The sequence below is a fragment of the Nocardia sp. NPDC051756 genome (genome assembly GCF_040681495.1).
GTDB lineage: Bacteria > Actinomycetota > Actinomycetes > Mycobacteriales > Mycobacteriaceae > Nocardia.
The window spans coordinates 491,309-516,967 of the sequence record NZ_JBFAYV010000002.1; the positions used below are offsets into that span (position 1 = coordinate 491,309).

Consider the following 25,659-nt stretch of genomic DNA (forward strand, 5'->3'; position numbering starts at 1 on the left):
ATGACCACACGCGCCGCGGGCCAGAGCTGGGCACTGGATATCGCCCTCGCCCTGGGTGGATTCGACGCCCTGCATCCCCAGGCCAAGGGCACCATGGAACAGCTCGGCCACGACCACACCGACTTCGACAAGGTCTTCGCGCTGGTGCAGAGCGGGGCGATGCTGCCGAAGGCCTGGGCCACCGTCGCCGCCCAAGCCGAGCAGCGTGCCGCCCATCACGAGCGAAACGGCTTCGCGCGCACCGCCGCCGATCTCTACCTGCGCGCCGCGGTGATGTGGGGCCGGGCGCAGTACTCGATATTCGATGCCGCCGACCCGCGCAAACTCGCCCTGCGGGAACGCACCAATCACTGCGTCGAGCGGCTGAGCGAGTTGCGCGGCGGACTGGTCCGGCGGGTGGCGCTCGACTTCGAGGGCCGGCAGATCTTCGCCTTGCTACACCTACCGCCGGGCCCGGTGCGCAACGCGCCGGCGGTGATCCTCGGTCCGGGCATGGACATGATCAAGGAGGACTACCTCTACGCCGCCGAGCGGTACTACACCTCGCGAGGCGTGGTCGCGCTGTCGATCGAGGGCCCCGGGCAAGGCGAGACCCGAGCCAACGGGCTGACCGTCGATCTGACGAATTACGAACGCGCCGTGCGTCGTTACCTCGATTACCTGGCCGAACTGCCCGAAGTGGATCCGCAGCGGATCGGCATGTTCGGAATCAGCATGAGCGGCTACTGGGGTTCGCGCGCGGCCGCCACCGATCCACGGCTGGCGGCGCTGGCCGCCTTCGAGGCGCCCACCGGCGACTTCCACACCATCTTCGAGCGTGCCCAGCCGACCTTCAAGCACAACTACATGTACATGGCCGGCTATGCCGACGAGGCCGCGTTCGACCGGGAGCTGACGGCCCGCATGCCGCTGGGTGATCTGGTCGGTGACATCACCTGCCCGGTGCTGTACGGCATCGGCGAATTCGACGAGCTGACCCCGCTGGAGCAGGCCCTCGCCAACTACGAACTCGTGCGCGCGCCCAAGGAGATTCGCGTCTACGAGGGCGAGTTCCATCCGCTCGGTGGCGTCGCGGCCGAGGTATTCCGCTTCGGCGCGGAATGGCTCGAACGGGCGCTGTCCGGCGAATTCGCCGACCCGGGACGAGACGTGCGGCACTACGTGCACAGCGACGGCCGGATCACGGACGGCACCGCAGATCCCCAATGGTGGTCGGGTGCCGTTCCCACCGCAATCGCCCAGCAGCGCACCGACCAGCGGGCTCGGAGTTGACCGCCGCAGGTGTGGAATGCGCAGCAGCGCTGTGCGGCGTTGCTCGAGAACGCCGCTGGTGGGCTAGCGAAAAAGGAGGGTCCGGATACTGCCGGTCACCTGTATAGTTCGAATCGACTCCAAACGGGGGAATCCATTGCTAGAGAGAGTATTTCAACGTGCGTAAATCAAACAGAGCAGCTGCCACCACCGTGGCGGCACTCAGTGCGCTGGCTGCGGCGGTCGCGTTCGCCGCGCCGCAGGCGGGGGCAACCGTCTCGAGCGTCCGGGTCGAGCAGGGGCAGAGCTTCGGCAGCTCGGCCGATGCTCGCGGTACCGGCTGCTCCTACAAGGTCACCGTGAACACCGACCCCGGCAAGACCGTGGTCGTGCTCGATCAGATCGGCGACGACCCGAAGACCGCGGACTACAAGCAATTCCAGCCGTATGAACTGGTCGCGGATGCGTCCGGAGCGGCGCGCACCACATGGACCCCGGATCGGAAGGGCCCGCACAAGATCGTGGTGCTCGAGCTGCGGGACGACGAGGACTTCGATATCTACAGCCCGCGCAACGCGATGAACATCGGCACCGGCATCAGCCTCGGCCCGGCCTGCGTCGTACTGCCCTGATTGCCCACCGCAGACCGGCGTGCCGCCCTCGGCTCCATGCTGGGCGACACCCGGTCTGCGGTGTCAACGAGCACCCGGATAAACGCCTCAGGCGAAACTCAGGCGCATCGAACCAACATCTGCCGGTACTCATGGCCGAACCCATCTTCAAGGTCTACGTCGTCTTCGTCGGTAAAGCTAGCATTCACAGAGTAATTCGTCGGGCAGGTGATAGTCGGCTCACCAGGACGTACCTTGCTGGGGAAAGTAACTGTATGCGAATCGCCGTCGCATTTCGCTTCTGTATTTCCGTGAGGCCCTCCCTTCATGCTCACGTCGATATTTACCGGAGACGAGGAAGTGCATGTGTAGGTGACCGTAAACTCCGCTTGGTTCGAAGCTCCATCCTTCTTCCCTTTTGCCTTGCCGGTCAGATGCGCCGAATCGATGGTGATCACACCGCCAGGAGCAGCTGATGCCGCGACTTCGGTGAGGCATATTGCAGTGAGGGCCAGCATCGGTGCGACGACAAGCAGGTACTTCATCATGCCTCCAGTTCTTTTCGGACTACGAATGTGTCGCACTCAGGTCGTCAACATGGGGCTATCGGCGTGAACCCGGCGTCACGATAGTGAATTCGGAGCCGATCATCTATCGGATTGGTGCGACCATTACGCGCATCGTCATTGCGAGCCTAGCCCGGCGCAAGTTGCTCAAGGATCCGCCACACTGATCTTTATCGGGTCGGAGAAGCGCCCGGATCGGCTACAACGGTCTGTGGACGGTAGAGCTCGGTCCTGCGGCAGGCAAGAGACGGCGACCCATCCTGAAGGTCTGCGACGGCCATCGCCGGTGCACTCGCACGACGAGGGCAGTCATGTCACGAACACGATCGAATCCCGACCGACCAACCGCCCCGGGTCGCACACGCGGCGACATCGATCGGCGGCGCCCTGGCCGCTACGCAAGAATCCCCTGTTCAGGCCGCAGGTCGTGGCCCTTGTCTCGATGCTGTGCGTGCCCCCAGTCGGACTCGAACCGACACTCGATGGATTTTAAGTCCACTGCCTCTGCCAATTGGGCTATGGGGGCGTCCGGGACAGCGTACCGAGTCGTACGGGTGTACCGGAATTCCGACTGTTCAAGCTGTGCAACGTGTCGGCGTCCTCCTGGAAAATGTCGGGCAGTTGACCAAAGCGGCGTGATCGAGCGGGGTGCTGTGGGGCGGGGGCGGTCGTGTCTGGTTCGGTGCCGGTTATCGCCTGGGCGGCAGCGGGATTCGGTCGAGGTCGGTGGCGATGTGGATGGCGCCGGTGAAGTGTTCGCGGGCCTCGGCGAGGTGCGCGGAGAGGTCGCGGTAGCGCTGGGAGAAGTGGGTGAGAACGAGGGTGCGGGCGTGCGCGTCGGCGGCGACGCGGGCGGCTTGACCCGCGGTGAGGTGGCCGTATTCGGCCGCGAGGTGCGCATCGGCGTCGAGGAAGGTGGCCTCGATGACGAGCATGTCGGTGTCGGCGGCGAGTTCGTGCACGCCGTCGCAGAGGCGGGTGTCCATCACGAAGGCGAAGCTCTGTCCGGGGCGCGGTTCGCTGACCTCTTCGAGAGTTACTGTGCGTCCCGAGATCTCGATCCGGCCCTCGTGCTGCAGTCGGCTGATGGCCGGTCCGCTCAGCCCGAAGGACCGCAGGCGGTCGGGCAGGATGCGCCGGCCTGCGGGTTCGGTCAGCCGGTAGCCGAAGGTGTCGACGGGGTGGGAGAGCGCAACGGCCGACACCTCGAACGGCGCGCCGGGAAACTCCACCGGACCCGGTCGAGCAATGGCGCGGGGACGCAATTCGGCGCGCCGGTAATAGGACGTGGCATTGACGAGCCGGTCGTAATACTCGGCGCCCGACGCGGGAAAGCACACGTCGACCGCATGCGGCACCTGATCGAGATTGATCCGCTGCACCACGCCGGCCAGCCCGAGGCTGTGATCGCCGTGGAAATGCGTGATCGCGATCCGGGTGATGTCGGTGGCCGACACCCCGGCATGCGTCATCTGCCGCTGCGTCCCCTCCCCCGGATCGAACAGCACCCCTTCCGCATCCCAGCGCAGCAGATACCCATTGTGATTGCGCTGCTTGGTGGGTACCTGACTGGCAGTCCCGAGGACAACGAGCTCCCGCTGCGACACTAGCGCCACGCTACTCTCGCGCCACTTCCCCACCCGACGCCCGAAGCGCGCCCTCGATGTGGTGTCGAGCGCGCGCTTCGGCGATCGGGCAATGCGTGCGTGGCACACCACAGTGCGGGCTTCGCGCAGACCATGTGCCACTCGCCCACTTATTCGGCGGGAGTGTTGCGCAGCACCGAGTGGCGCCGGCTGTAGGCGAAGTAGATGACGAAACCGAGCGCCATCCAGACGATGAACCGCAGCCACGTCTCGACCGACAGGTTCAGCATCAGCCAGAGGCAGGCGAGCACACCGAGAATCGGCACCACCGGCACCAGCGGAACGCGGAAACCACGCGGCAGGTCCGGCCGGGTGCGGCGCAGGATGAGCACGCCGACCGAGACCAGCACGAACGCGAACAGCGTGCCGATATTGACCATTTCCTCGAGCGTGCCGAAGTCGACGAAGCCGGCCAGCACCGCGCAGACCACCCCGACGATCGCGGTGATCCGCACCGGCGTGCCGAACTTGCTGGTGTGCGCCAGCTTTCGCGGCATCAGTCCGTCGCGCGACATGGCGAACAGCACCCGGGTCTGGCCGAGGAACATCACCATGACGACGGTGGTGAGCCCGGCGAGCGCGCCGATCGAGATGATGTTCTTCACCCAGGTATCGCCGTGGATCGCGAAAGCCGTTGCGAGCGTGGCATTGTCGCCGGCCAGCTCGGTGTAGGGCACCATGCCGGTGAGCACCAGCGACACCGCGACATACAGGATGGTGACGATCAGCAGCGAGCCGAGGATGCCGCGCGGCACCGCCTTCTGCGGGTTCTTGGTCTCCTCGGCGGTGGTCGCCACCACGTCGAAGCCGATGAACGCGAAGAACACCAGGCTGGCCGCGGCCAGCAGGCCGTACCAGCCGAAGCTGCTGTGCCCGGCGCCGGTCAGGAAGGAGAACAGCGACTGGCGCAGGCCGTCGCCCGATTCGCCGGGCTGCGACGGCGGAATATACGGGGTCAGGTTCTCCGACTTGAAGTAGGTGATGCCGACGATCAGCACCAGCGCGATCACGGCCAGCTTGATCGCGACCGCGACCGCCGACACCCGCGAGGACACCTTGGTCCCGGTGGCCAGCAGCACGGCGAGCACCGCGATCAGCAGCACCGCGCCCCAGTCGAAGGACACCGAGCCGATGTGCACGATCGGCGTCGTGCCCATCACCTCGCCGAGGTACTGCGACCAGCCCTTGGCCACCACCGAGGTGGCGAGCGCGAATTCCAGGATCAGGTCCCAGCCGATGATCCACGCGACGAGTTCACCGAAGGTGGCGTAGGAGAACGTGTACGCGCTGCCCGCGACCGGGACGGTGGAGGCGAATTCCGCGTAACAGAGGGCGGTCAGCCCGCAGGCGATCGCGGCGAAGACGAAGGCAAGCGAGACCGACGGCCCGGCGACATTGCCCGCGGTGCGCGCGGTGAGGGTGAAGATGCCCGCGCCGATCACCACCGCGACGCCGAAGACGGTGAGGTCCCACGCGGTCAGGTCCTTGCGGAGTTTGGAGTCCGGCTCGTCGGTGTCCTTGATCGACTGCTCGACGGATTTGGTGCGGAACAACCCGCCCCATCGAGCCGGGTCCTGTCCCGTCGCGCCGTCCGGCTTGCGGATCGCCACACCTTCTCCTCTACCTCTGATCGTGCTGTCGAGCTGTCTATGGCCCGGGGGCAGGCTAATGCACGCCCGCCATGTAGTTGCTGATCCGCGGCGCGATAGCGGCCACGATCAATCCGGCGCAGACCGCGACGGCGCCGGTGATGCCGAAGTAGGCGACTTCGTGGTCTTGGTCATAGAACCGAGCCAAAGTACCCGACATCGAAGTGCCGATGCCAACCGAGAAAAAGTACAGCGCCATCATCTGTGCCCGGAAAGCTTCCGGCGCGAGCTGGGTGGTGACCGCAAGACCGATGGGCGAGAGCAGCAACTCCGACACCGCGAACCCGGCCATGACGGCGACGATGAGCAGGATGGGCACATGCTGGCCGTTGATGAACGACAGCGGCACGAACAGCATGAAGGCGAGTCCCATGCCGATCACGCCCAGCGCGAATTTGCGCGGCGTGCTCGGCGCGCGCGAGCCGAGCTTGGTCCACATGAGCGCGAACAGCGGTGACAGCGTGATGATCCAGACCGGCTCGACCGAGCTGATCCAATTCGACGGCGCGGTCCAGCCGAACAGGCGCCAGTCGATCCGGTTGTCGGAATAGCCCGAGAGCACCGTGAAGATCTGCTGGAACAACGACCAGAACACCGCGTTGGCGATGAACAGCGGGATGAACGCGCGCACCCGGCTGCGCTCGAGCGGCGTCACCTTGGCGCTGGTCAGCATGACGACGAAATAGATCGCCGCCGCGACGGCGATGACGCCGGTGGTCACGTCGGGCAGGTTGTCCAGCGTCACGAGGCCGGTCAGGAACGCCACGGCGACCACCACCGCCGCGATGGCGAGCAGGCCGAGCAGCGGGCCGATCGCGGTACGCGGCAACGGGTTCGGCACCTCCCGGCCGTGCGTGCCGAGGTTCCGCCGGAACACGACGTACTGGATCAGGCCAAGCGCCATGCCGATCGCGGCGGCGCCGAACGCGTAGTGGAAGCCGAGGTGGTCGTGCAGCAGGCCGGTGAGCAGCGGGCCGCTGAACGCGCCGAGGTTGATGCCGAGGTAGAAGAGGGTGAATCCGCCGTCGGCGCGCGCGTCGCCCTTCGGATAAAGCGTGCCGAGCAGCGAGGAGGCGTTCGCCTTGAGCGCGCCGCTACCGAGCGCGACCAGCACCAGGCCGACGCCGACCCCGGTCAGGCCGGGCAGCACGGCCAGCGCGACATGCCCGGCCACCACCACCACGCCGCCGTAGAAAACGGTCCGTTCCATGCCGAGCAGCCGGTCCGCGACCCACCCGCCGAGCACCGTGGACAGATAGACCAACCCGCCGTAGGCGCCGACGATGCCGAACGCGGTGCTCTGATCCAGCCCGAGGCCGCCGTCGGTGGCCGAGTAGTACAGGTAGTACCCGAGGATGCTGACCATGCCGTAGTACGAGAACCGTTCCCACAGCTCTACTCCGAAGAGGTTGGTCAGGCCGATCGGGTGGCCGAAGATGGTCCGTTCGGCAATCGGTGAATCAGCCGTTTTCGCTTCCGACATCCTCAGACCTTCCCATGTTTGCGACGATTCTTCGGCATCAACGCCGAAATCTCGAAGATCATCGCAGCATCGCGCCCGGTTGCGGATCGTGCCAGACTGCATATCGGAGCGTTTCCTCAGGCCCTTGTTGGGCATCCGAGGAGCAGTGCGGTCCCGGCCGCGACGGCCTCGGCAGACGACGAAAGTGACGCACGGATGGATCCGATCGAAATCACGGTGCCCGCCTCGGTCGAGGACACGTTCGCGGTGCTGGCCGACGGCTGGCTGTATCCGCTCTGGGTGGTCGGCGCCTCGCACATCCGCGATGTCGACGCGGGCTGGCCCGCAGTCGGCACCCGCATCCATCACAGCGTCGGCCCGTGGCCGTTGAATCTGTCCGACACCACCAAGGTCCGCGAGGTGGACCCGCCGCGGATGATCGAGCTGGAGGCGCGGCTGTGGCCGGTCGGCTCGGCGTGGATCCGGTTGGAGCTGACCGGGATCACCGCAGCGACCACCCGGATCAGCATGTTCGAACGCGCGATCAGCGGGCCGGCGGCCCTGGTACCCGACCTGATTCAGACGCAGGTGCTGGCCCCGCGCAACAAGGAATCACTGTCCCGGCTGGCCGATCTGGTCACCGGCCGGGCCCGCGAAGGCAAGTCCGACTAGGCGATCAGGCGATGGAGAGGGCGATGCCGTCGAGGATGTCGTGTTCGGAGACGACGAGCTCGGAAATGCCTGCGCGGCGGGCGAGTTCGTCGGCCAAGACCTCGGCGATGACGCCGCCGCCGCCGATCACGTCGACCCGGCCGGGATGCATGGGGCCGAGCGCGGCCCGCTCGTCGTGGGTCATGCCGATCAGCCGATCGCACACCGCGCGCAGCTGATCCAGGCCGAGCCGGGTGAGATGGACCTTCGCCGAGTCGTATTCGGGCAGGTCGAGGGCGACGGCGGCCAGGGTGGTCATGGTGCCCGCGACGCCGACCCAGGTGTGCGCGCCCTCGACGGGCACCCGGGCGAACGCCTCGGCCAGTCGCTCGGCGGCGAATTCCCTTGCCGCGCCGACCTGTTCGGCGGTCGGCGGGTTGCCGGGCAGGCAGCGTTCGGTGATCCGGACGCAGCCGATGTCGGCGGAGAACGCGGCCTGCACACCCGCGCTGTCGCCGAAGACGAGTTCGGTCGAGCCGCCGCCGAGGTCGACCACGACGAACGGGCCTGCCTCGCTGGACAATTCGCCGATGGCGCCGGCGAACGACAGCCGCGCCTCTTCGTCGCCGCTGATCACCTCGGCCTCGGCGCCGGGCACCACGGTGCCGAGTTCGGCGCGGGCCATGGCGAAGAAGTCCTCGCGGTTGGCCGCGTCGCGGGTGGCGGAGGTGGCGGTCATGCGCACCCGGCCGACCTCCGAATCCCGCATCAGCGCAACGTAATCGGCGAGCGCGACCCGGGTGCGTTCGATCGCGTCGGGCGCCAGCGATCCGGTCGCGTCGACGCCCTTGCCGAGCCGCACGATCCGCATCTCGCGGTGCACATCGGCCAGGGTGCCGTCGTCGAGCACGTCGGCGATCAATAGTCGGATGGAGTTGGTCCCGCAATCGACGGCGGCTACCCGGTTGTTCATGCCTGTGCTCCGTTTTCCGGCACGCCGACCCGCTCGTACTTCGGCCAGTCGGCCGGAATCGCGGTGCCGCGCAACCCATTGTCGGCGGCCAGCGCCACCGCCTCGTCGCCGAACGGGTTCACGCCCGGCCCCTTGGCCAGCGCGTGCGCGATCAGCACATGCAGGCACTTCACCCGCTCGGGCATCCCGCCGCCGGTGAAATCGGTGCCGAGCGACTCGATCTCGTTGCGCTCGGCCAGGTAGCTCTGGTGCGCGGCCGAGTAGGCGGCGGCCAATTCCTGGTCGCTGCCGAGCCGTTCGGTCATCTCGCGCATCACCCCGGCCGACTCCTGCCTGCTCGCCTCGGCGGTGAGCCGCGGGTCGGTCAGGTAGTACAGGGTGGGGAACGGGGTGCCGTCGGGCAGGCGGGGCGCGGTCTTCACGACGGCCGGGATCCCGTCCGGGGTGCGATACGCGACGGCGAGCACGCCGCGCGGTTCGCGGCCGAGCTGCTTGGCGATGATCGCGAGATCCTGGTCGTTCGGCTGGGTCACCTGGGTCCTTCCGGTCCTGGCGGCGGCGCGACCGGCGGGGCGGGAGGTGGTGCCTGGTCGGCCGCGGGGGCGGGTTGTGGTTCGGAAATGCTGTGCCACAGTTCGGTGTACCAGGGGTCCGGCTCCCTGGACTTGGTCACCGCGGTCGGCGGGGCGGACGCCTCCATGCCGGGCACCTGCACGATGTACGGGGTCTCACCGGGCAGCACCAGCCGCAGCCGATCGCGCGCCTCGGAGCGGATGTAGGCCGGATCCTGTTGCTGCGCACGGCGATCGCGCAGCCGCGCCAGATCGGCTTCCAGATCCCGGCGCTGCTGCGCGAGTTGCGCGGCCTCGGCGCGCTGGGTGAAGTACGTGCGCATCGGCACGGCGAGGGTAAGCGCCAGCGCGCACACCACGATCGCCAGGATCACCGCTTTGCCGGTGGACAGGCCGAGAATCGTGCGGTCGTGCTTGTCCGCGCCATGGCCGCCGCTGCGCAGGCCGACCTTTTGCGGCCCGGCCTTCTTGTCCTCAGATCGCCTGCGCGCGGTGCGTTTTACCGCCGCGGGCCTGGCGGCCGTCTCCGTATCGGAGCCGGCCTTGGGGCGCGAACTGGCCGAACGCGACGTGCGGCGGTCCCCACGCCCGGCTGGACTGGTCCCACGCGCACGTCGCTCCGTCATAGCGTCCCTTGTTTACTAACCCTCGAAGGCGAAGCGCGGGAACGCGACATCTCCCGCGTACCGCGCGGAATCACCGAGCGCGTCCTCGATGCGCAGCAGCTGGTTGTACTTCGCCACCCGCTCGCTGCGCGCCGGCGCACCGGTCTTGATCTGGCCGCTGCCCACCGCGACCGCGAGGTCGGCGATGGTGGTGTCCTCGGTCTCGCCGGACCGGTGGCTCATCATCGTCTTGTAGCCGTTGCGGTGCGCGAGCTCCACGGCGTCCAACGTCTCGGTGAGCGTGCCGATCTGGTTGACCTTCACCAGCAGCGCGTTCGCGGCGCCCTTGGCGATGCCCTCTTCCAGGCGCTCCGGGTTGGTGACGAACAGGTCGTCACCGACGATCTGGATCTTCTCGCCGATCTCGTCGGTGAGCGAGACCCAGCCGTCCCAGTCGTCCTCCGAGAGCGGGTCCTCGATGGAGACCAGCGGGTAGGAGGCGAGCAGCTCGGCGTAGAACTGGGTCATCTCGGCGGCGCTGCGCACGCTGCCCTCGAACTTGTAGCCGCTACCGGTGGTGTAGAACTCGGTGGCCGCGACGTCGAGCGCCAGCGCGACATCGCTGCCGAGCTTCAGGCCGGTCTTGCCGATGGCCACGCTGATCAGGTCGAGCGCCTCGCGGGTGCCGGCCACGTCGGGGGCGAAGCCGCCCTCGTCGCCGAGACCGGTGGACAGGCCCTTGGACTTCAGCTCCGCCTTCAGCGCGTGGTACACCTCGGCGCCCCAGCGCAGCGCCTCCTTGAAGGTGGGCGCGCCGATCGGGGCGACCATGAATTCCTGCACGTCCACGCTGGTGTCGGCGTGCGCGCCACCGTTGAGGATGTTCATCATCGGCACCGGGAGCACGTGCGCGTTCGGGCCACCGAGGTAGCGGAACAGCTCCAGGCCGGAGGACTCGGCGGCGGCGCGGGCCACCGCGAGCGAGACGCCGAGCAGGGCGTTCGCGCCGAGGCGGGACTTGTCCGGGGTGCCGTCCAGGTCGAGCAGCACCTGGTCGACGGTGCGCTGTTCGACCGCGTCCAGGCCGATGACGGCCGGCGCGATCTCGTCGAGCACACCCTCGACGGCCTTCTGTACGCCCTTGCCGCCGTAGCGTTCGCCGCCGTCACGCAGCTCGACGGCCTCGTGCTCGCCGGTGCTCGCGCCGGAGGGCACAGCGGCCCGGGTCAGGGTGCCGTCGTCGAGGGCGATCTCGACCTCGACAGTGGGGTTTCCGCGAGAATCCAGGATCTCGCGAGCTCCGACCTGTTCGATGATGGCCACGAAAACGACACTCCTTAGGCTGCAGGCACGGTGGGTATTACGGGAATTGCCGTGCGCTGCGAGCCTAGCGTCCGCCGAGCTCGGCGGGTAACCGGCACTCCGGTCGAGGAGGTCACACCCGGCGACCGACGCTGTAGGCGGCGGCGCGGTCACGCACGGTCAGCAGGTAACTGTTGGACTGGTTATAGGTGAGCAGCGCCTTCTGCCAGCCGTACTCGGAGGTCAGATCGCCGCCGCTGGCACACAGGTAGCGGGCCGCGGTGAGGGCCGCGTCGTCGATGTTCTGCGGGTCGGCCACGCCGTCGCCGTTGGCGTCGACGCCCCAGCGCTTCCAGGTTTCCGGGATGAATTGCAGCGGGCCGATGGCTCGATCGAAGACCGGATCGCCGTCCAGCGCACCGCCGTCGGTGTCCTTGACCAGGGCGACGCCCGGTGCGCCGTCGAGCGGGATGCCGATGATCGGCGGGCGCACCGTGCCGTCCGCGTCGATCCGCGAGCCGCCGTGCGAGCCGTGTTTGCTCTCCACGCTGGCGATGCCCGCGATGGTGGTCCAAGCGATGCCGCAGTCCGGCTTGGCGCGAGCGAGGACCGCGGCCGCGTAACCGTAGGCCTCCAGCGCGACCGAGGGAATGGCCATGCGGTCGGCCTGTTCTTCGGCCCAGCCGCGCAATTGGATCGCCGTGCGGCCGGGGCCGTCCAGATCGATCAGCGGCAGCGGGGTGCCCGGGCCGGGCGGAATGCCCTCGGGGATCGGCGGGAGATCGCGGTCGATCCCGCAACCGGCGAGCGCGAGGGTCACCATGACGGCGGCCAAAGCGCCGGTCTTTCTGAGGAGCACTCCACCTATCATCCAGGTCCGGCGGAGTACCCCGGTGAAGTCAGCCGAGCAGCTCGCGCGTCGCGGTATGCGCGGGTGCCGCGAGTATGGCGCGCGTCTCACCGGATTCGACGATTCGGCCGTGGTCCAGGACGACCATGCGCGGGCAGTGGGCGGCCACTAGGGGCATGTCATGGCTGATCACCAGCAGGGCCATGGTGCGCTCGTGCTTTATCCGATCCAGCAGAGTCATGATCGATGCGGCGGTGGCGTGATCCAGGGCGGAGGTGATCTCGTCGCAGATGAGGATGGCGGGTTCGGCCGCGAGGGCGCGGGCCAGGGCGACTCGTTGGCGTTGACCGCCGGACAGTTCGTGGGGGTAGCGGACGGCCAGTTCTGGGGCGAGTTCTACCGAGGCGAGTAGGTCGCTGATCTGTTGGGGCAGCCGGCGTCTCGGGACGCCGCCGATGCGCCGTAGTGGTCGGCCGAGGGTTTGGGCGACGGTTCGGCGTGGGTTGAGTGCGGATCGGGGGTTCTGGTTTACCAGCTGGATGCCGTTGGTTCGTCCGCGACCGGTTACCGGGATCGGAGCGCCGTGCAACTCGAGCACTCCGGTTGCCGAGCGGTGCAGGCCCGCGATGACCCGGGCGAGCGTCGTCTTGCCCGCGCCGGATACGCCGACGATCGCGAGGGCCGCGGCGGGTGCGAGCTCGAGGTCTATCTCGGCGAGGACTGCACGGCCGTCGATAGATGCGCCGATGCCGTTGGCGCGCAGCAAGAGTGGGGTGGAGGTTCCGGCCGATGCATCCGGGCGTGGACCGGCCACCTCGTCGCTCACCTTTGCCGGTGACGTCGGAATACCCACTGACCAATCAGATCCCGACGAGCGGTCGATCATGGGCTGCGCGGCCGTAGTCGGATGCTCGTGGAGGTCGGCTCCGACGTGCGCCACCAGTCCGATGCCGAGTTCGACCACGGTGTCGGCGATCGCGTGCACCGTGTCGGTGTCGTGGCCGGACAACAAGATTGCCGTCGAACGTTCAGCGGCAATCTCGGTGAGGAGGCGGGCGATGTCGGTGCGCAGGGCGCCGTGCAGACCGGCGAGAGGCTCGTCGAGGATCAGGACTCCGGTGCGGCGGATCAGGGCGCGGGCCAAGGCGACTCGGCGCTGCTGACCACCGGAGAGTTCGCCGGAGCGGCGGCGCAGGTGCTCGGCGGAGAGGCCGACCAGTTCGAGGGTGTCGATGAGGGTGTCGCGGGCGGCGTGCTGGGCGACCTCGTGCAGCAGTCCCTGCACGCGCATCAGGGGATTGAGGGCGGACCCGGGGTCTTGGCCGACGTAGGCGACTTGCATGCGCCGGAACCGCTGTAGCGCAACCGGATCCAGAGCGAACACATCGTGGCCCGCGACGGAGACCGAGCCACGGTACCGGGACGCACCCGCGGGCAGGTGTCCGAGCAACGCTCGCATCAGTGTCGTCTTGCCGGACCCCGAAGGACCGGTCAGCGCGGTGATTTCCCCCGCGGCGATCTGGAAACTGATGGGCCCGAACAATTCTTGTCCCGACGAACCGCGCACCGACAGCTCGTCGACCACCACCGGTGCGCCGACCGCCTGCCCAGGCACCCGACTGTGCGCGCTGTTCGACGAGACATCGCCGGCACGCGGCTTCGCCGCGGCGTCCGGGGCGCCGCCATCATTTCGTGCGTCGACATCGATGGCCGGGTCGCTCACCGCAACTCTCCTCGTCGGCCGATGATCGCCGGACGTGCAGTCGGCTTCGCCATAACCGCACGGACTGCGACCGACGATCGGTTGCTCATGGGCGCTCCCCTCGCCCGAACGCGGTGACGGCCAGGTTCACGCTGACCGCGACGACCGCGATGGCCAGGCTGGGCGCAAGCACCGCCCACGGATTGAGCAGCATCCCGGAGGCGTTCTCGCGCACCATGACCGCCCAGTTGCTCGCGCCGAGCGTGGTCGGCAATTGCAGGAACGAGGCGGTACTGACCACGTAGACTGCCGCCACGAAACGAAGGCCGAGTTGAGCGGTGATCACCTCGCGCAGGTTCGGGATCACTTCACGAAAGACCAAGTGCGGCAATGTTTCGCCACTGGCTTGCGCGGCCTCGACGTAACCGGAAGCAACGACTCCCGCGGCGGCCGCGGCGAAAACCCTGGCGCAGTATGGGGTACCGAAGAGCAGGGCGACGACGAGCAGACCGACGGCGCCCGCGTCCGGCCACGACGTCAGGACGAGCAGGATGCCGAGCACGGCGGGCAGCAGCATGGCGAAGTCGGTGGCCAGCTCGATGAACCTGCCGACCCGCGGTCGCAGCGCGGCGATCGTGCCGAGCACACAGGCCAGCGCAGTCACCGCCACCGCGATTACCGCCGCCAGCAGGAGCAGACCCCAACCGCCGTACAGCAATTGGCTCAGGACATCACGTCCCAGCCGATCGGTGCCGAACCAAGCGCCGGCCCCGGCCGGACCGAACGGGATACCGACGGGCGCCTCGGCCGCGTGCGGCGCCAGCGCCGGGCCGAAGACGGCCAGCAGAGTCACCAGGACTGCGGGCAACACCGTCAGTAGCCGAAGGCGTTGCACCCGACGGTGATTCCGCCGCACGTCCGCGTGTTCGTCGCGCCGTTCCAGTAGCCGTGTCATCCGCGCCCCCGCAACGACCAGGCGCGAATACTATCCGCGACGGCGAGCACACCCATGATGACCGCACCGGACAGCGCGACCACCGAGGCGATCAACGACACGTCGCGATCCGCCACCGAACCGGCGAGCAGCGCTCCGAGTCCCGGATAGTTGAAGATGGTCTCCACCACCAGCGATCCGCCGAGCACCATGCCGACGGTGGTCGCGAAGCTCGCCACGATCGTGGGCAGCGCGAACGGCAAGGTATGCCGCAGCTGCACCGCACGCGTGGAGATCCCGTCCAGCACAGCGCTTTCCACGTGCGGCGCCTGCGCGGCATCCACCATCGCGGCGCGCACCACCCTGGTGTTCCACCCGATCTGCGGAATCGCCAGCGCGAGCACCGGCAGCACCAGCATGTCCGGGCTCGCCGGAAAACCGGAGCGATCGGTGATGGTGACGGCGGGCAACCAACCGGCGGCCAGCGCGAACACCAGGATCAACAGCGTCGCGACCACGAATTCCGGTACCGCGGCGGCAATGGTCGTCGCGGGCTGTAGCAGCCGCACCGTGCCCCGCCGGAGCGCGGCCACCCGCCCCCGGACCGCGGCGGCGCCTGGCCGGGCGCGCTCCCCCTGTCGCGCCGCCCACCATATCCCGAGCAGCAGCGACGCGACCACGGTCAGGGTCAACGCCAGCCCGCCGAGCAGCAGCGTCGGCGGGAACTTGTCGGCGAGCAGGTCGTTGATCGAACGTCCGCGCGCCGTGCGGCCGAAATCACCGGTCAGCACCCCGGCGATCCAGTCCCAGAAGCGTTGCGGCAGCGAATGATCCAGTCCGAGTTCGCGCTCCTTGGCCGCGATCTGTTCCGGCGTCGCGTCCCGCCCGAGCACCGCCCGAGCCGTATTGCCGGGCAGCAGGTCGACGACCACGAAGACCGTTGCCAGCAAGGCGATCAGCAGGGCGATGCGCCGGACCAGCAGGCGCGCGAACGAGATCACCCGGCCAACCAGGCTCGTTCCAGCTGCACCCTGGCGAAGCCGCCGAGCGTGGGCAGGTCGTGCACCCGGGCGGAGGCGATGTCGATGCCGTCGGCCATGCCCCACACCAGGTAGCCGCCGCGATCGTGCTGGATCTGCTGCACCTCGCGGCAGGCCTGCGTGTAGTCCGAGTCGTTCTGTGCGGCCAGGGCTTTGGCGGTGGCCGCGTCGAATGCCGTGTCCTCGAAGGCGGTTTCGTTGCGGTTGGAGCCGCTGGACATCAGATTCTTCGCATAGAACAGCGCGGAATCGTTGGTGCCCCAGGAGACCGTGTAGAGCGGCGCCTTCAACCAGGTCTGGTCGTAGAAGGCGTTCGATTCCTGAGTGACCACATCGAGGCGGATCCCGATGTCGGCCAGCTGGGTCGCGATGACCTTGGCCGACTCGACCTCGCCGGGGGCTTCCGCCTTGGTCACCAATGGATAAGTCCGCCCGGTGTCGAAACCGGCTTCGCGCAGCAGGTTCTTCGCGCGGTCGAGGTCGCGGGTGCGCTGCGCGATGGACTTGTCGTACATCGGATCGGCGGTGCCGAGAATGTCGTTGGCGATCGTGCCGTAGCCCGAATGCACCTGAGTCACCAGCGCGTTTCGATCGACGCCGAGCCGCAGCGCGGTGCGCACCCTGGCGTCGGCGAACGGACCGTCGGCGGCGCGCATCGCGACGCCGAGCATGGTGTCGTCGGCCCGGCGCACCACTCGCAGGTCGCCGCGGCCCTCCGCGGTCCGGCCGGCGATCGCGCCGACATTGGACGCGAGGTCGATCTGCCCGCCGAGCACGGCATTGCCCAGTGCGGTCACGCTTTCGAACATGGTGACCTCGATGGCGTCGAGCAGCGGCGGCGGGCCGTGCCAGTGCTCGTTGCGCACCAGCCTGGCGTTGCCGCCCTGGTACGACTCGAGCCGGAACGGCCCGGTGCCAACGGCTTTGGTGAAGTCGGTGGTGTCCTTCTTGACCGTGAAGGTCATCAGCCGCACCAGCAGCGGCAGCTGGGTGTTCGGCTCGGGCACGGTGAGCACCACCCGATTCGGACCGTCCGCGGTGATGTCTTGTAACGCGACAGGCATTTTCGACGCGCCGCCGACCGTGCGCAGCCTGCGCAGCGACCACACGACGTCGTCGGAGGTGACCGGGCTGCCGTCGTGGAAGGTCGCGCCGTCGGCGAGGGTGAAGGTCCAGCGGCGGCGTTCGGCGTCCGGCTCCCACCGGGTGGCCAAGCGTGGCGCGACATTCGGATCACCGCCGGGCACGGTGAGCGCGTCGTAGACCAGCGAGGTGATCAGGAAGTCGCTGTCGTTGCTCAGATTGGCGTGCGGATCGCGTTCGCTGCGCGCCGCGGTGCCCAGCGCGCCGACCCGTAGTGTGCCGCCACGCTGCGCGGGCCCGGACGAGTCCGTCCCCTTGGAGCAGGCGGCGACCACGAGCACCGCTCCGATGCCGAGACCCGACTGCAACAGCTGCCGTCGATTCAAACCCATTGCGCCGCCTTCTTCCTGGACGATCAGGACAGGCTAGCCTAAACGGTTGCGCGCAACTCGGCCGCAATTAAGTCGATCTTCACTATAATTATGCGTTTCTGCTATTTTTTATAGACTCGCTTAGGTAAGCCTTGCTTAACGCCGCCAGACCAGATAGCTTCGCAGATCGACGTCACTCCTGCTCTTTTCGAACGATGCGAAGAAGGGACTCCCTCGGTGAAAGGCGTTCTCTCCGAACGTAAGACGCTTCACCCGCAGGATATCGAACGTCGTGAGCTCCCCGCCGCCGCCGGGCGTGCGGTGCGTGAACTCGCGCGAGAGATATCTACCACACTGGATGCGACGCGGCCCGACGAAGCCGCGCTGGCCGCCACGCTGACCGATCCGGCGCTGATCGCGCAGATCGACGCCCGGGTCGCCGAATTGCCCACCGACGTCCGCCGCACCCTGCGCCCGCCCGCCACCAGCGCCGGCGCGACCATCGTCAGCCGCCTGCCGCTCACCGATGCCGAATTCGGGCCGACGCCGCCGAGTTGGCGCGAGGCCGCGCAGTGGAGCGGCACCGCCGCCCGGCGCGCGAGTTCGTTCGAGCTCGACCTGGTGATGCTGCTGCTCGCGCGTTGTGCCGGTGAGCCTTTCGGCTGGCAGGGCCAACAAGGCGGACGGCTGGTCAACAACATCCTGCCGTCCCCCGGCCACGAGCACGAACAGTCCGGCGCGAGCAGCAAGACCCTGCTCAGCCCGCATTCCGAGGACGCCTTCCACCCCGAGCGGGCCAACCTGCTGATGCTCGGCTGCCTGCGCAATCCGGACCTGGTCGGCACCACCGTGTCCTCGGTCCGGCGGGTCGAGCTGACCGCCGCGCAGCGCAGGCTGCTGAGCACGCCGACCCTGCCGATCCTGCCCGACGTCTCGTATGGCACTGGGCACGAACAGTATTCGGCCGCGCCGCTGCCGACGCTGTGGAGCTCGGCCGGCCCGGACGAGACGACGCTGCGCTACGACCCGGCATACACCCCGCTCGACGATGCCGACGCCGGCTTCCGCGCCGCCTACGCCAGGCTCAGCGCCGAGTTCGAACGGGTCTGTGTCACGGCCGCGCTCGCGCCCGGCGAGGTGCTGCTGGTGGACAACGACGTCGCGGTGCACGGTCGGGTACCGTTCACCGCGCGTTACGACGGCACCGACCGCTGGCTCAAGCGGGTGAACGTCCGCCTGCCTGATCGGCCGCGGCGGGCCGAGGAGGCCGACGAGAATGGATATGGGCAACGGACCGTCGCCCCGTTCCGAGCAGCAGTGAATTCCGCGTTCGCGTCCGGCGGCGACGAGCCGGCCCGTACGGACGAACACCGGGAGAACCATCCGGTGGCGACAGAGCGGGAAGCAGCACATGATCGAGGATCCTTTGAACATCCGTGACCGCAGCACCCCCTTACGGGTGCTGAGCCGCAGCGATCTGGCCGGCGTGCCGATCACGCCCGGCGATGTCGTGCGGGCCGTGGAAGACGCGTATCTCGCGTTCGCCGCGGGTGATTCGGACAACCCACGCAAACTCAGCGTGGCCAATCCCGACGGCTGGTCGGTGTCCTACGCGATGCTCGGCCGCGACGGCCGCCGCCGGGTGGTCGCGATGAAGACGTCGTACAAGTTCGATCCCGGTCACGATCGCAGCACCAAGCGCTACTACACGACCATCACGCTCTACGACGACAGCACCGGCGCGCCGATCGCGATGATGGACTGTTCCCGGGTCGGCGCGCTGCGCACCCCGGCGGTGTCGGCGCTGCTGGTGCGCGAGACCGTCCGCCGCGGCGCGGAGAGCGTGCTGTTGATCGGCACCGGCACCCAGGGCCGGAACGCGTTGCCGCACTTGCTCGCCGCGAACCCGCAGCTACGCAAGCTGATGCTGTACGGCACCCATCCGGAAGGTCTCGACGCGGTGCACCGGCAGCTCGCCGAGCACTACCCGCACGCATTGCTGGAGAGGGTGGCGGACCCGAAGGTCGCCGCGGCGAGCGCGGACGTGGTGCTGGCCACCGCGGGCCCTGGCACCGAGGTCGCGCTCGAATCCAGCGATCTCGCACCGGGTTCGACGGTGGTGCTGGTCGGCTACGGCCTGGCTCCCTCGGCCCTGGTCGACGCGGATCGGGTGATCGCCACCAGCGCCGAGCAGATGGCGTTGACCGGCACCGACATGGTCGGGCCGGACGGGACGCTGCGCGCGGTGGACGCCGAGTTGCCGCAGATCCTGAGTCGGCGCGCGGTCGCGCGGCGCTCGGACGACGAGCGCATCTTCGTCTACAACAGCGGACTCGTGCTGACCGACATCGCGGTCGCGCACGCGCTCGCCGAACGCGCCATCGCCGAGGGCCGCGGCACGGAGGTGCCGCTGTGGGATTAGACGTCGGCGGGGTCGGGGTGACGCGCGATTCGATCAGCGCCGCCCCGGTCCCGGCGGTCCTGGACGAGTGGGAGCGCCGCGCACTCGATGACCCGAACCTGCTGGGTGACATCAGTTTTGCCGTGGGCGGGCCGTTTCATGTGATGTATCCGCCCATGGTCGGCAGCAACATTCACGGGTTCCGCGCGGTGTTCGAGCAGGCCGGGATCGATGGCGTCATCTACTACGGCAAGAAGGCGAACAAGTCGCCTGCCGTCGCGCGCGCCTGCGCGGAAAGCGGTGCGGGCGTGGATGTTTCCAGCACCGGAGAGCTGACCGCCGCACTCGCACAAGGGATTCGCGGCGACGAGCTGATGGTGACCGGCCCCGCGAAATCCGACGACCTGCTCTGGCTCGCTACCAGGCACGGCGCGCTGCTCGCCGTCGACGATCCCGGCGAACTCGAACGTCTTGCCGCCCTTGGCACCTCGACTGCACCGGTCAGGGTCCTGCTCCGGGTGCTGCCCGCCGCTTCCGCCAGTCGATTCGGCCTCACCGAGGCCGAGCTGGAACAGGCGATGACCACGCTCGCCGGCAGCGGATCGATCCGCCTGGAGGGCTTCAGCTTTCACCTCTCCGGCTACGACGCCGTGGCCCGCGCCGAGTTGGCCTCCGAGCTGATCGCCCGCTGCCTGCACGCGCGGACCCTCGGCCATCCCGCCACAACGCTGTCGATCGGCGGCGGATTCGGCGTCGACTACGTGCCCGCCGCCGCATGGGCGGAGTTCACCGAGCACGTCGACCGGCGGTGGTTCCACTCGGGCAAGTCGTTCGAGTCGTACTACCCCTATCACTTCCCGGCCCCCGGCCCGGCCATGCTCGCCGCGATCCTCGACCACGACGGCCTCGCACAACGGCTGCGCGACAACACCATCCGGCTGGCCATCGAACCGGGCCGCGCGCTGCTCGCGCACGCCGGCTTCACCGTCTTCCGCGTGCAGGGCAGCAAGATCCGGCACGCCGACGGCGCGCCGTACCGGCTGCTCACCGTCGACGGAACGAGCCTGAGCCTGTCCGAGCAGTGGTTCGAGAGCGAATACCTGCCCGACCCGCTGCTGTGGCCGGCCCGGCCGGGCACCCCGACGCCGACCAGCGTCGGCGCGGCCACCTGCCTCGACTCCGACATGCTCAGCTGGCGCCGGGTCCCGCTGCCGCGCGCCGCCGAGGTGGGCGACCTGCTGATCTACCCGAACACCGCCGGTTACCAAATGGATTCGAACGAATCCGCCTTCCATGACCTGCCGATTCCGCCGAAGGTGGTGCTGCACGACGCGCCGGTGCGCACCCACCCCGGCGATCGGTTCCGCTGGACGCTCGACGGCTGACCCCCTACCCACCCTGACCTAGGAGAAATTCAATGCCGCTCGTCACGCGCGTGACGGATCTGATCGGCCGCACGCCGCTGTTCGAACTGGCGGCGACCTCGACCGGCACCCGGTTACTGCTCAAGCTCGAGCAGTTCAACCCGACCGGCGCGGCCAAGATCAGGATGGCCCGCGAGATGGTGCTCGATGCGGAGCGTCGCGGTTTGCTGAGAAGTGGCGGGCATATCATCGAGTCCACCTCCGGGAATACCGGACTCGGTCTCGCGGTAGTAGCTGCCGAACGTGGGTATCGCTTCACCGCAGTGGTCGATCATCACGCGTGTAAGGACAAGTTGCGGGCTATGCGGGCAATGGGTGCGGAATTGGTGTTCGTCGCCGACGACGGCGACGACAACCTCGCGACCTCGGCGCGGGAGGACCTGGCCGAGGCGATGGCGGCCGCGCGGCCGGACGCGTACTTCACCGAGCAGCACAACAACGACGCCAACGCGGTCGGCTACTACGCGGTCGCCGAAGAGTTGCTGGAAGACGTTGAGCGGGTCGATATCCTGCTGTCCGCGGTCGGCACCGGCGGTTCGCTGTTCGGCACCGCGACCCGGCTGCGCGAACTCGGCCGCCCGGCCAGGGTGATCGGCGTCGAGCCGGTCGGCTCGATCGCCTTCGGCGGCGAGGGCGGCCCGTACTGGCAGTCCGGCACCGGCACGCCGCCCGGCGCCACCATCGGCACCGCGGTGGACTACTCGCTGCTGGACGAGGGGGTGAAGGTGACCGACGTGGACGCCTTCGCCACCGCCCGCGCGGTCGCCGCCGAACTCGGCCTGATGATCGGCGGCTCGGCCGGCGGCTCGGTGCATGCCGCGCTCAGCCGCCTCGACGAATTCCCGCCCGGCTCGACCATCGTCACGCTCGTCTGCGACGGCGGCGAGAAGTACCTGGACACGGTCTTCGACGACGAGTGGATGGCCGAACGCGACCTGCTCGACCCCACCGCCGAAGCTGAGGTCAGGACAATGCTGCATAACTACGCCCCCGAGGCCCGCCGTCCCGTCGCGCTCGTAGAGGCGCGATGAAGCGCTCGCACGCGGTGGGGCGCCGCGGATCAATCGCCCCGCCGTGCACGGCCCGCGAAAACGGGCACCGCGGCGCGTTCGAGTGCGCGGAGGTAGCCCGGTGATGCTGTCGGGCTACCGGACCGACAGTCGTCGGCTCACCGCGCTCGCCACGCCGATCGCGATGACGCAGTTGGCGCAGATCGCGGTGTCCACCACGAACGTGGTGCTGATGGGCACGCTCGGCGTGCAGCAGGTGGCCGCGGGCGGGCTGGCGATCGCGCTGTTCAATCAGATCCGCACCATGTGCGTCGGGCTGATCACCGCGAGCGGCAATCAGATCGCCACCGCGGTGAGTTCGGCAGGCAAGCGCGGCGTCTCCCCCGATGACGAGATCAAGGACGTGCTGCGGTCGAGCTTCCTGATCGCCACGCTGGCCGGCATCGTCGGCGGCGCGCTGCTCATCGGACTCGGCTGGGCGCTGCAATGGCTCGGACAGGACGCGGGCGTGCTGGCCGACGCGCGGCCGCTGATGGTGGCGCTGGCGCCGGGCCTGTTGCCGTGCCTGTGGTTCCAGGTGTTGCGGCAGTACACGGTCGGCATGCAACGACCGCAGGCGCTGCTGATGGTCACCCTCGGTTCGGTGCTGCTGAATCTGGTGCTGGCCCTCGGCTTCATCCACGGCCGCGCCGGACTGCCCGAGCTCGGCCTCACCGGCATCGGCGTGGCCACCTCGCTGGTCTTCCTGATCACCTTCGGCGTGTTCTGGGCGATGGTGCGCCGCGATGCCCGGCTGGGCGCGACGCTGCCGGTGCGGCCGTGGCCGGTGCGGCGCTCGACCGTGCTGGCCGAGCTGAAGCTGGGTGCGCCGATCGCGCTCACGTACGGCTCCGAGGCGGGCATGTTCTCGGTGCTGGCGCTCGTCATGGGCAGCATCGGGCCGGCCGCGCTGGCCGCGCACAACATCGTCTACCAGATCATCTACATCGTGTTCCAGGTCGCCATCGGTCTGTCGCACGGCGCGTCGATCCTGGTCAGCCATGCCGTCACGCGCGACGAATATCAGCACGCCCGGGCGCTGGCCTGGATCGCGCTGCGGCATGTCGGGGTCGTGGCCGTGCTCACCGGTGCGGTGTACGTGATCGCACCCGACCTGGTGCTGCGACCGTTCCTGAATTCGAGCGATACCAGCACGATTCAGATCGCGCACACGCTGTTGCTGATCGGCATCGTGCTGCAATTCTTCGATGCCGCGCAGAACATCGGCACCGGACTGCTGCGCGGGTTGAAGGCGACCAACGCCGGTTTCCGGCTGTCGATCATCGGCTACTGGTGTGTCGGGCTTCCGGTCGCGCTGCTGCTGGCCTTCCCGGCCGGGCTCGGCGCGGCGGGCGTCTGGTGGGGACTCACCGCGGGCCTGGCCACCACGGCCGTGCTCATGCTCCGCCGGTACTTCGCGCTGCTGGACAGCCGGGAACGGGACCGCCCGCAGCTGATCGCGGAGACGCCGGAAAGCCTCAGCAGCCCGAGCTGATTCGCGGCGGGTCTTCCGGATGTCTTGCCTGCCCGCAAGATCCGGAAGGCCCGCGCCGCGGACGGACGATCAGATATGCACGCCGTAGTCGCGGGCGATGCCCGCGAGCCCGGACGCGTAGCCCTGGCCGATGGCGCGGAACTTCCACTCGTTGTTGTGCCGGTAGAGCTCGCCGAACACCATGGCGGTCTCGGTCGAGGCATCCTCGGTGAGGTCGTAGCGGGCCAGTTCCACGCCGGTCGCCGCGTCGGTGACCCGGATGAACGCGTTGCGGATCTGCCCGAACGACTGGCTGCGCGCGTCGGCGTCGTGGATGGACACCGGGAAGAAGATGTTGGTGATGGTCGGCGGGGTGGCGCTCAGGTCGACGTTGATCACCTCGTCGTCGCCCTCGCCCTCGCCGGTCAGGTTGTCACCGGTGTGCTCGATCGAGCCCTCCGGCGAACGCAGGTTGTTGTAGAAGACGAAATGCTGATCCGACAGCACCTTCAGGTCCGGTCCGGTGGCCAGCGCGCTGGCGTCGAGGTCGTAGTCGGCGCCCGTGGTGGTGCGCACGTCCCAGCCGAGGCCCACCGCGACCTTGCTGAGGTTGGCTGCCTGCTTAGACAGCGAAACATTTCCGCCTTTGGCCAATGTGACGCTCATGAATCCCTTCCATGCGGCCCGTTCGCGCCGCCTTCGTTCCCGATTATCATCGTGCGTTCCGGAAGTGTTGCGCAGGTTCAGTTTTGGTCGTTTGACCAGGTACGCAGCGTGCGCACCCGCCCTTCCAGCGCGTGCAGTTCGCTCGGGTCGAGCACGGTCCGCTGGATGCCGTTGGCGACCTGGAACGCCGACTGCCGATGGTCATCGATCGCCTCGACATCGATCCGAACCGCGACATAGTCGGAGGCCTCCGGCATCTCTTCGGCGATGACCTGCGCCGTGCCCCGCGCGCACAGCGCGACATTGCCGCCACCGAGAATCAGCAGCGCCACCTGCGGGCGTTCCCGCAGCCTGGCCAGCGACCCGCGATCGAACTTGAGACTGAGCAGGATGCGCCGATCACCGGCCCGCACCGGCCAGGACACCGGGATGGCGTGCGGTCCGGGGTCGGTGGTGACCAGCACCGCGATCGTTTCCTGCGGCCATTCCGGGAGCACGTCCAGCTCGGGATGATCGTCGTGATCTGTCGAGTGGTCTTGACGTTGCACGTGGCTCGCTCCGGCTACCATCTTCGTCACCTCATGGATCGTCGAGCGCGACGGGGCTGTGCCGCGCTTGATAGCAGTCTAAAGTGCTGGGCCACTTGTCCGCTGGCGCTGCACCCTATGTCCGGACTGCTCTCAGCCGACTATCAGGCCGGGGCGAACGCGGGGATGGGCAGCGTCGCCGCCCAGTCGTGGGCCATCTCCTTGGCCCGGATTTCGGTCGACGCGTCGTGCCGCGCGTGCTCGCCGACCTGGGTCGCGCCGCATTCGACGAGCCGCTCGGCCGCGATCTCGCCGCCGCGATTGAAGGTGTCGCCGTAGATGCTGTCGCCCAGGCCGAACACCGCGAACCGCAGGCCGGTCAGATCGGGCGCGGCGGCGGTGAGTTCGTCGAAGAACGGTTCCGCGTTGGTCGGCAGGTCGCCGTCGCCGTAGGTCGAGCACACGATGACGTGGAAGTCCTGCGCGTCGAGGTCGTCGACGGCGAAATCGCCCAGGTCGTAGACCGACACATCGTGCGCCGCGAGCGCGTCGGCGACGCTGTCCGCGACGGACTCGGCCGTGCCCATCTCGGATCCGAACAGAATGACGACGCGCACGGCGGTGCACTCCCTTCTCCACAGGTGTCCGCAAGGTTGGTGAGGCTAGCCTAATTAATTAGCCCGTTCGTCGCCACCCCTCCTCCGCCGGACATGATGCCTGTCACCGCGACGGACCGGCTGAGCTGCGACGCGACCGCCCACAGCGGGCCACTCGGTGGCTATTACCAGGCACGGCAGCGGTTTCGGGGCACCGGCCCGGGCGCAGGGGCAGCGGAACGGCAGCGGGTGAG

At 68.3% G+C, this 25,659-nt stretch carries 24 protein-coding genes and 1 tRNA gene; 8 read left to right on the forward strand and 17 right to left on the reverse strand.

Annotated features, from left to right (window positions below; all coding sequences use genetic code 11):
* Together AB0M22_RS08390 and AB0M22_RS08395 are read left to right on the forward strand one after the other, a co-directional pair.
* Complete coding sequence (locus AB0M22_RS08390) at positions 1-1,272, forward strand: alpha/beta hydrolase (protein WP_364722606.1); 1,272 nt, start codon at positions 1-3, stop codon at positions 1,270-1,272.
* A gap of 158 nt (positions 1,273-1,430) precedes the next feature.
* Entirely contained in the window at positions 1,431-1,883 is a 453-nt protein-coding gene (locus AB0M22_RS08395) for a hypothetical protein (protein ID WP_364722609.1), read from the forward strand.
* 98 nt (positions 1,884-1,981) lie between these two features.
* On the opposite strand, the gene AB0M22_RS08400 is transcribed toward AB0M22_RS08395, so the two are convergent.
* From AB0M22_RS08400 to AB0M22_RS08420, 5 genes are all read right to left on the reverse strand, one after another.
* Positions 1,982-2,410 carry a hypothetical protein gene (locus tag AB0M22_RS08400; RefSeq protein WP_364722611.1) on the reverse strand — a complete coding sequence of 143 codons (429 nt, stop codon included), beginning with the start codon at positions 2,408-2,410 and terminating at the stop codon, positions 1,982-1,984.
* A 470-nt stretch (positions 2,411-2,880) separates the two neighbouring features.
* Positions 2,881-2,954: transfer RNA gene (locus tag AB0M22_RS08405), tRNA-Leu, on the reverse strand.
* Between the two features lie 163 nt (positions 2,955-3,117).
* Positions 3,118-4,035 carry a ribonuclease Z gene (locus AB0M22_RS08410; protein ID WP_364722613.1) on the reverse strand — a complete coding sequence of 306 codons (918 nt, stop codon included), beginning with the start codon at positions 4,033-4,035 and terminating at the stop codon, positions 3,118-3,120.
* Between the two features lie 149 nt (positions 4,036-4,184).
* The gene (locus AB0M22_RS08415) at positions 4,185-5,684 is read right to left on the reverse strand and encodes an amino acid permease (protein WP_364722615.1); all 1,500 of its coding nucleotides are present in this window, start codon (positions 5,682-5,684) and stop codon (positions 4,185-4,187) included.
* A 55-nt stretch (positions 5,685-5,739) separates the two neighbouring features.
* Positions 5,740-7,206: an oligopeptide:H+ symporter gene (locus tag AB0M22_RS08420; protein ID WP_364722617.1), complete on the reverse strand. Its 1,467-nt coding sequence runs from the start codon at positions 7,204-7,206 to the stop codon at positions 5,740-5,742.
* A 195-nt stretch (positions 7,207-7,401) separates the two neighbouring features.
* Between AB0M22_RS08420 and AB0M22_RS08425 the strand changes: the two genes are divergently transcribed.
* Positions 7,402-7,857 carry an SRPBCC family protein gene (locus AB0M22_RS08425; protein WP_364722619.1) on the forward strand — a complete coding sequence of 152 codons (456 nt, stop codon included), beginning with the start codon at positions 7,402-7,404 and terminating at the stop codon, positions 7,855-7,857.
* Positions 7,858-7,861: 4 nt separating this feature from the next.
* Here AB0M22_RS08425 and AB0M22_RS08430 read toward each other — a convergent pair whose 3' ends face one another.
* From AB0M22_RS08430 to AB0M22_RS08470, 9 genes are all read right to left on the reverse strand, one after another.
* Positions 7,862-8,809, reverse strand: coding sequence for a Ppx/GppA phosphatase family protein (locus AB0M22_RS08430; protein WP_364722621.1), 948 nt, complete (start codon positions 8,807-8,809; stop codon positions 7,862-7,864).
* Positions 8,806-9,342: a DUF501 domain-containing protein gene (locus AB0M22_RS08435; RefSeq protein WP_364722623.1), complete on the reverse strand. Its 537-nt coding sequence runs from the start codon at positions 9,340-9,342 to the stop codon at positions 8,806-8,808. Before AB0M22_RS08435 ends, AB0M22_RS08430 begins: the two co-directional genes overlap by 4 nt.
* Positions 9,339-10,007, reverse strand: a complete 669-nt coding sequence (locus AB0M22_RS08440; RefSeq protein WP_364722625.1) for a septum formation initiator family protein — start codon at positions 10,005-10,007, stop codon at positions 9,339-9,341. Before AB0M22_RS08440 ends, AB0M22_RS08435 begins: the two co-directional genes overlap by 4 nt.
* Positions 10,008-10,022: 15 nt before the next feature.
* Positions 10,023-11,309 carry a phosphopyruvate hydratase gene (gene eno / locus AB0M22_RS08445; RefSeq protein ID WP_150402143.1) on the reverse strand — a complete coding sequence of 429 codons (1,287 nt, stop codon included), beginning with the start codon at positions 11,307-11,309 and terminating at the stop codon, positions 10,023-10,025.
* A 112-nt stretch (positions 11,310-11,421) separates the two neighbouring features.
* Positions 11,422-12,111, reverse strand: a complete 690-nt coding sequence (locus tag AB0M22_RS08450; protein ID WP_364724026.1) for a lytic murein transglycosylase — start codon at positions 12,109-12,111, stop codon at positions 11,422-11,424.
* A gap of 76 nt (positions 12,112-12,187) precedes the next feature.
* A complete protein-coding gene (locus AB0M22_RS08455; RefSeq protein ID WP_364722628.1) occupies positions 12,188-13,861 on the reverse strand; it encodes an ATP-binding cassette domain-containing protein in 1,674 nt (557 codons plus the stop codon).
* A gap of 85 nt (positions 13,862-13,946) precedes the next feature.
* The gene (locus AB0M22_RS08460) at positions 13,947-14,795 is read right to left on the reverse strand and encodes an ABC transporter permease subunit (protein ID WP_364722630.1); all 849 of its coding nucleotides are present in this window, start codon (positions 14,793-14,795) and stop codon (positions 13,947-13,949) included.
* A complete protein-coding gene (locus tag AB0M22_RS08465) occupies positions 14,792-15,775 on the reverse strand; it encodes an ABC transporter permease (RefSeq protein ID WP_364722632.1) in 984 nt (327 codons plus the stop codon). Before AB0M22_RS08465 ends, AB0M22_RS08460 begins: the two co-directional genes overlap by 4 nt.
* Complete coding sequence (locus tag AB0M22_RS08470) at positions 15,772-17,289, reverse strand: ABC transporter substrate-binding protein (RefSeq protein WP_364722634.1); 1,518 nt, start codon at positions 17,287-17,289, stop codon at positions 15,772-15,774. Before AB0M22_RS08470 ends, AB0M22_RS08465 begins: the two co-directional genes overlap by 4 nt.
* A 216-nt stretch (positions 17,290-17,505) precedes the next feature.
* Here AB0M22_RS08470 and AB0M22_RS08475 point away from each other — a divergent pair, with 216 nt between their 5' ends.
* From AB0M22_RS08475 to AB0M22_RS08495, 5 genes are all read left to right on the forward strand, one after another.
* A complete protein-coding gene (locus tag AB0M22_RS08475) occupies positions 17,506-18,708 on the forward strand; it encodes a TauD/TfdA family dioxygenase (protein ID WP_364722636.1) in 1,203 nt (400 codons plus the stop codon).
* Positions 18,680-19,690, forward strand: a complete 1,011-nt coding sequence (locus AB0M22_RS08480; protein WP_364722638.1) for an ornithine cyclodeaminase family protein — start codon at positions 18,680-18,682, stop codon at positions 19,688-19,690. Before AB0M22_RS08475 ends, AB0M22_RS08480 begins: the two co-directional genes overlap by 29 nt.
* Positions 19,681-21,054, forward strand: coding sequence for an alanine racemase (locus AB0M22_RS08485; protein WP_364722640.1), 1,374 nt, complete (start codon positions 19,681-19,683; stop codon positions 21,052-21,054). Before AB0M22_RS08480 ends, AB0M22_RS08485 begins: the two co-directional genes overlap by 10 nt.
* A 32-nt stretch (positions 21,055-21,086) precedes the next feature.
* Positions 21,087-22,124, forward strand: coding sequence for a cysteine synthase family protein (locus AB0M22_RS08490; protein WP_364722642.1), 1,038 nt, complete (start codon positions 21,087-21,089; stop codon positions 22,122-22,124).
* A 103-nt stretch (positions 22,125-22,227) separates the two neighbouring features.
* On the forward strand, positions 22,228-23,637 hold the full coding sequence (locus AB0M22_RS08495) for an MATE family efflux transporter (protein ID WP_364724028.1): 1,410 nt from the start codon (positions 22,228-22,230) through the stop codon (positions 23,635-23,637).
* A gap of 69 nt (positions 23,638-23,706) precedes the next feature.
* Here the strand turns inward: AB0M22_RS08495 and AB0M22_RS08500 are convergent, their stop codons facing one another.
* From AB0M22_RS08500 to AB0M22_RS08510, 3 genes are all read right to left on the reverse strand, one after another.
* Entirely contained in the window at positions 23,707-24,282 is a 576-nt protein-coding gene (locus AB0M22_RS08500; RefSeq protein ID WP_150402134.1) for a TerD family protein, read from the reverse strand.
* A 77-nt stretch (positions 24,283-24,359) separates the two neighbouring features.
* Entirely contained in the window at positions 24,360-24,851 is a 492-nt protein-coding gene (locus AB0M22_RS08505) for a pyridoxamine 5'-phosphate oxidase family protein (protein WP_364724031.1), read from the reverse strand.
* Positions 24,852-24,973: 122 nt separating this feature from the next.
* Positions 24,974-25,426: a flavodoxin domain-containing protein gene (locus tag AB0M22_RS08510; RefSeq protein ID WP_364722644.1), complete on the reverse strand. Its 453-nt coding sequence runs from the start codon at positions 25,424-25,426 to the stop codon at positions 24,974-24,976.
* Positions 25,427-25,659 lie beyond the last annotated feature (233 nt).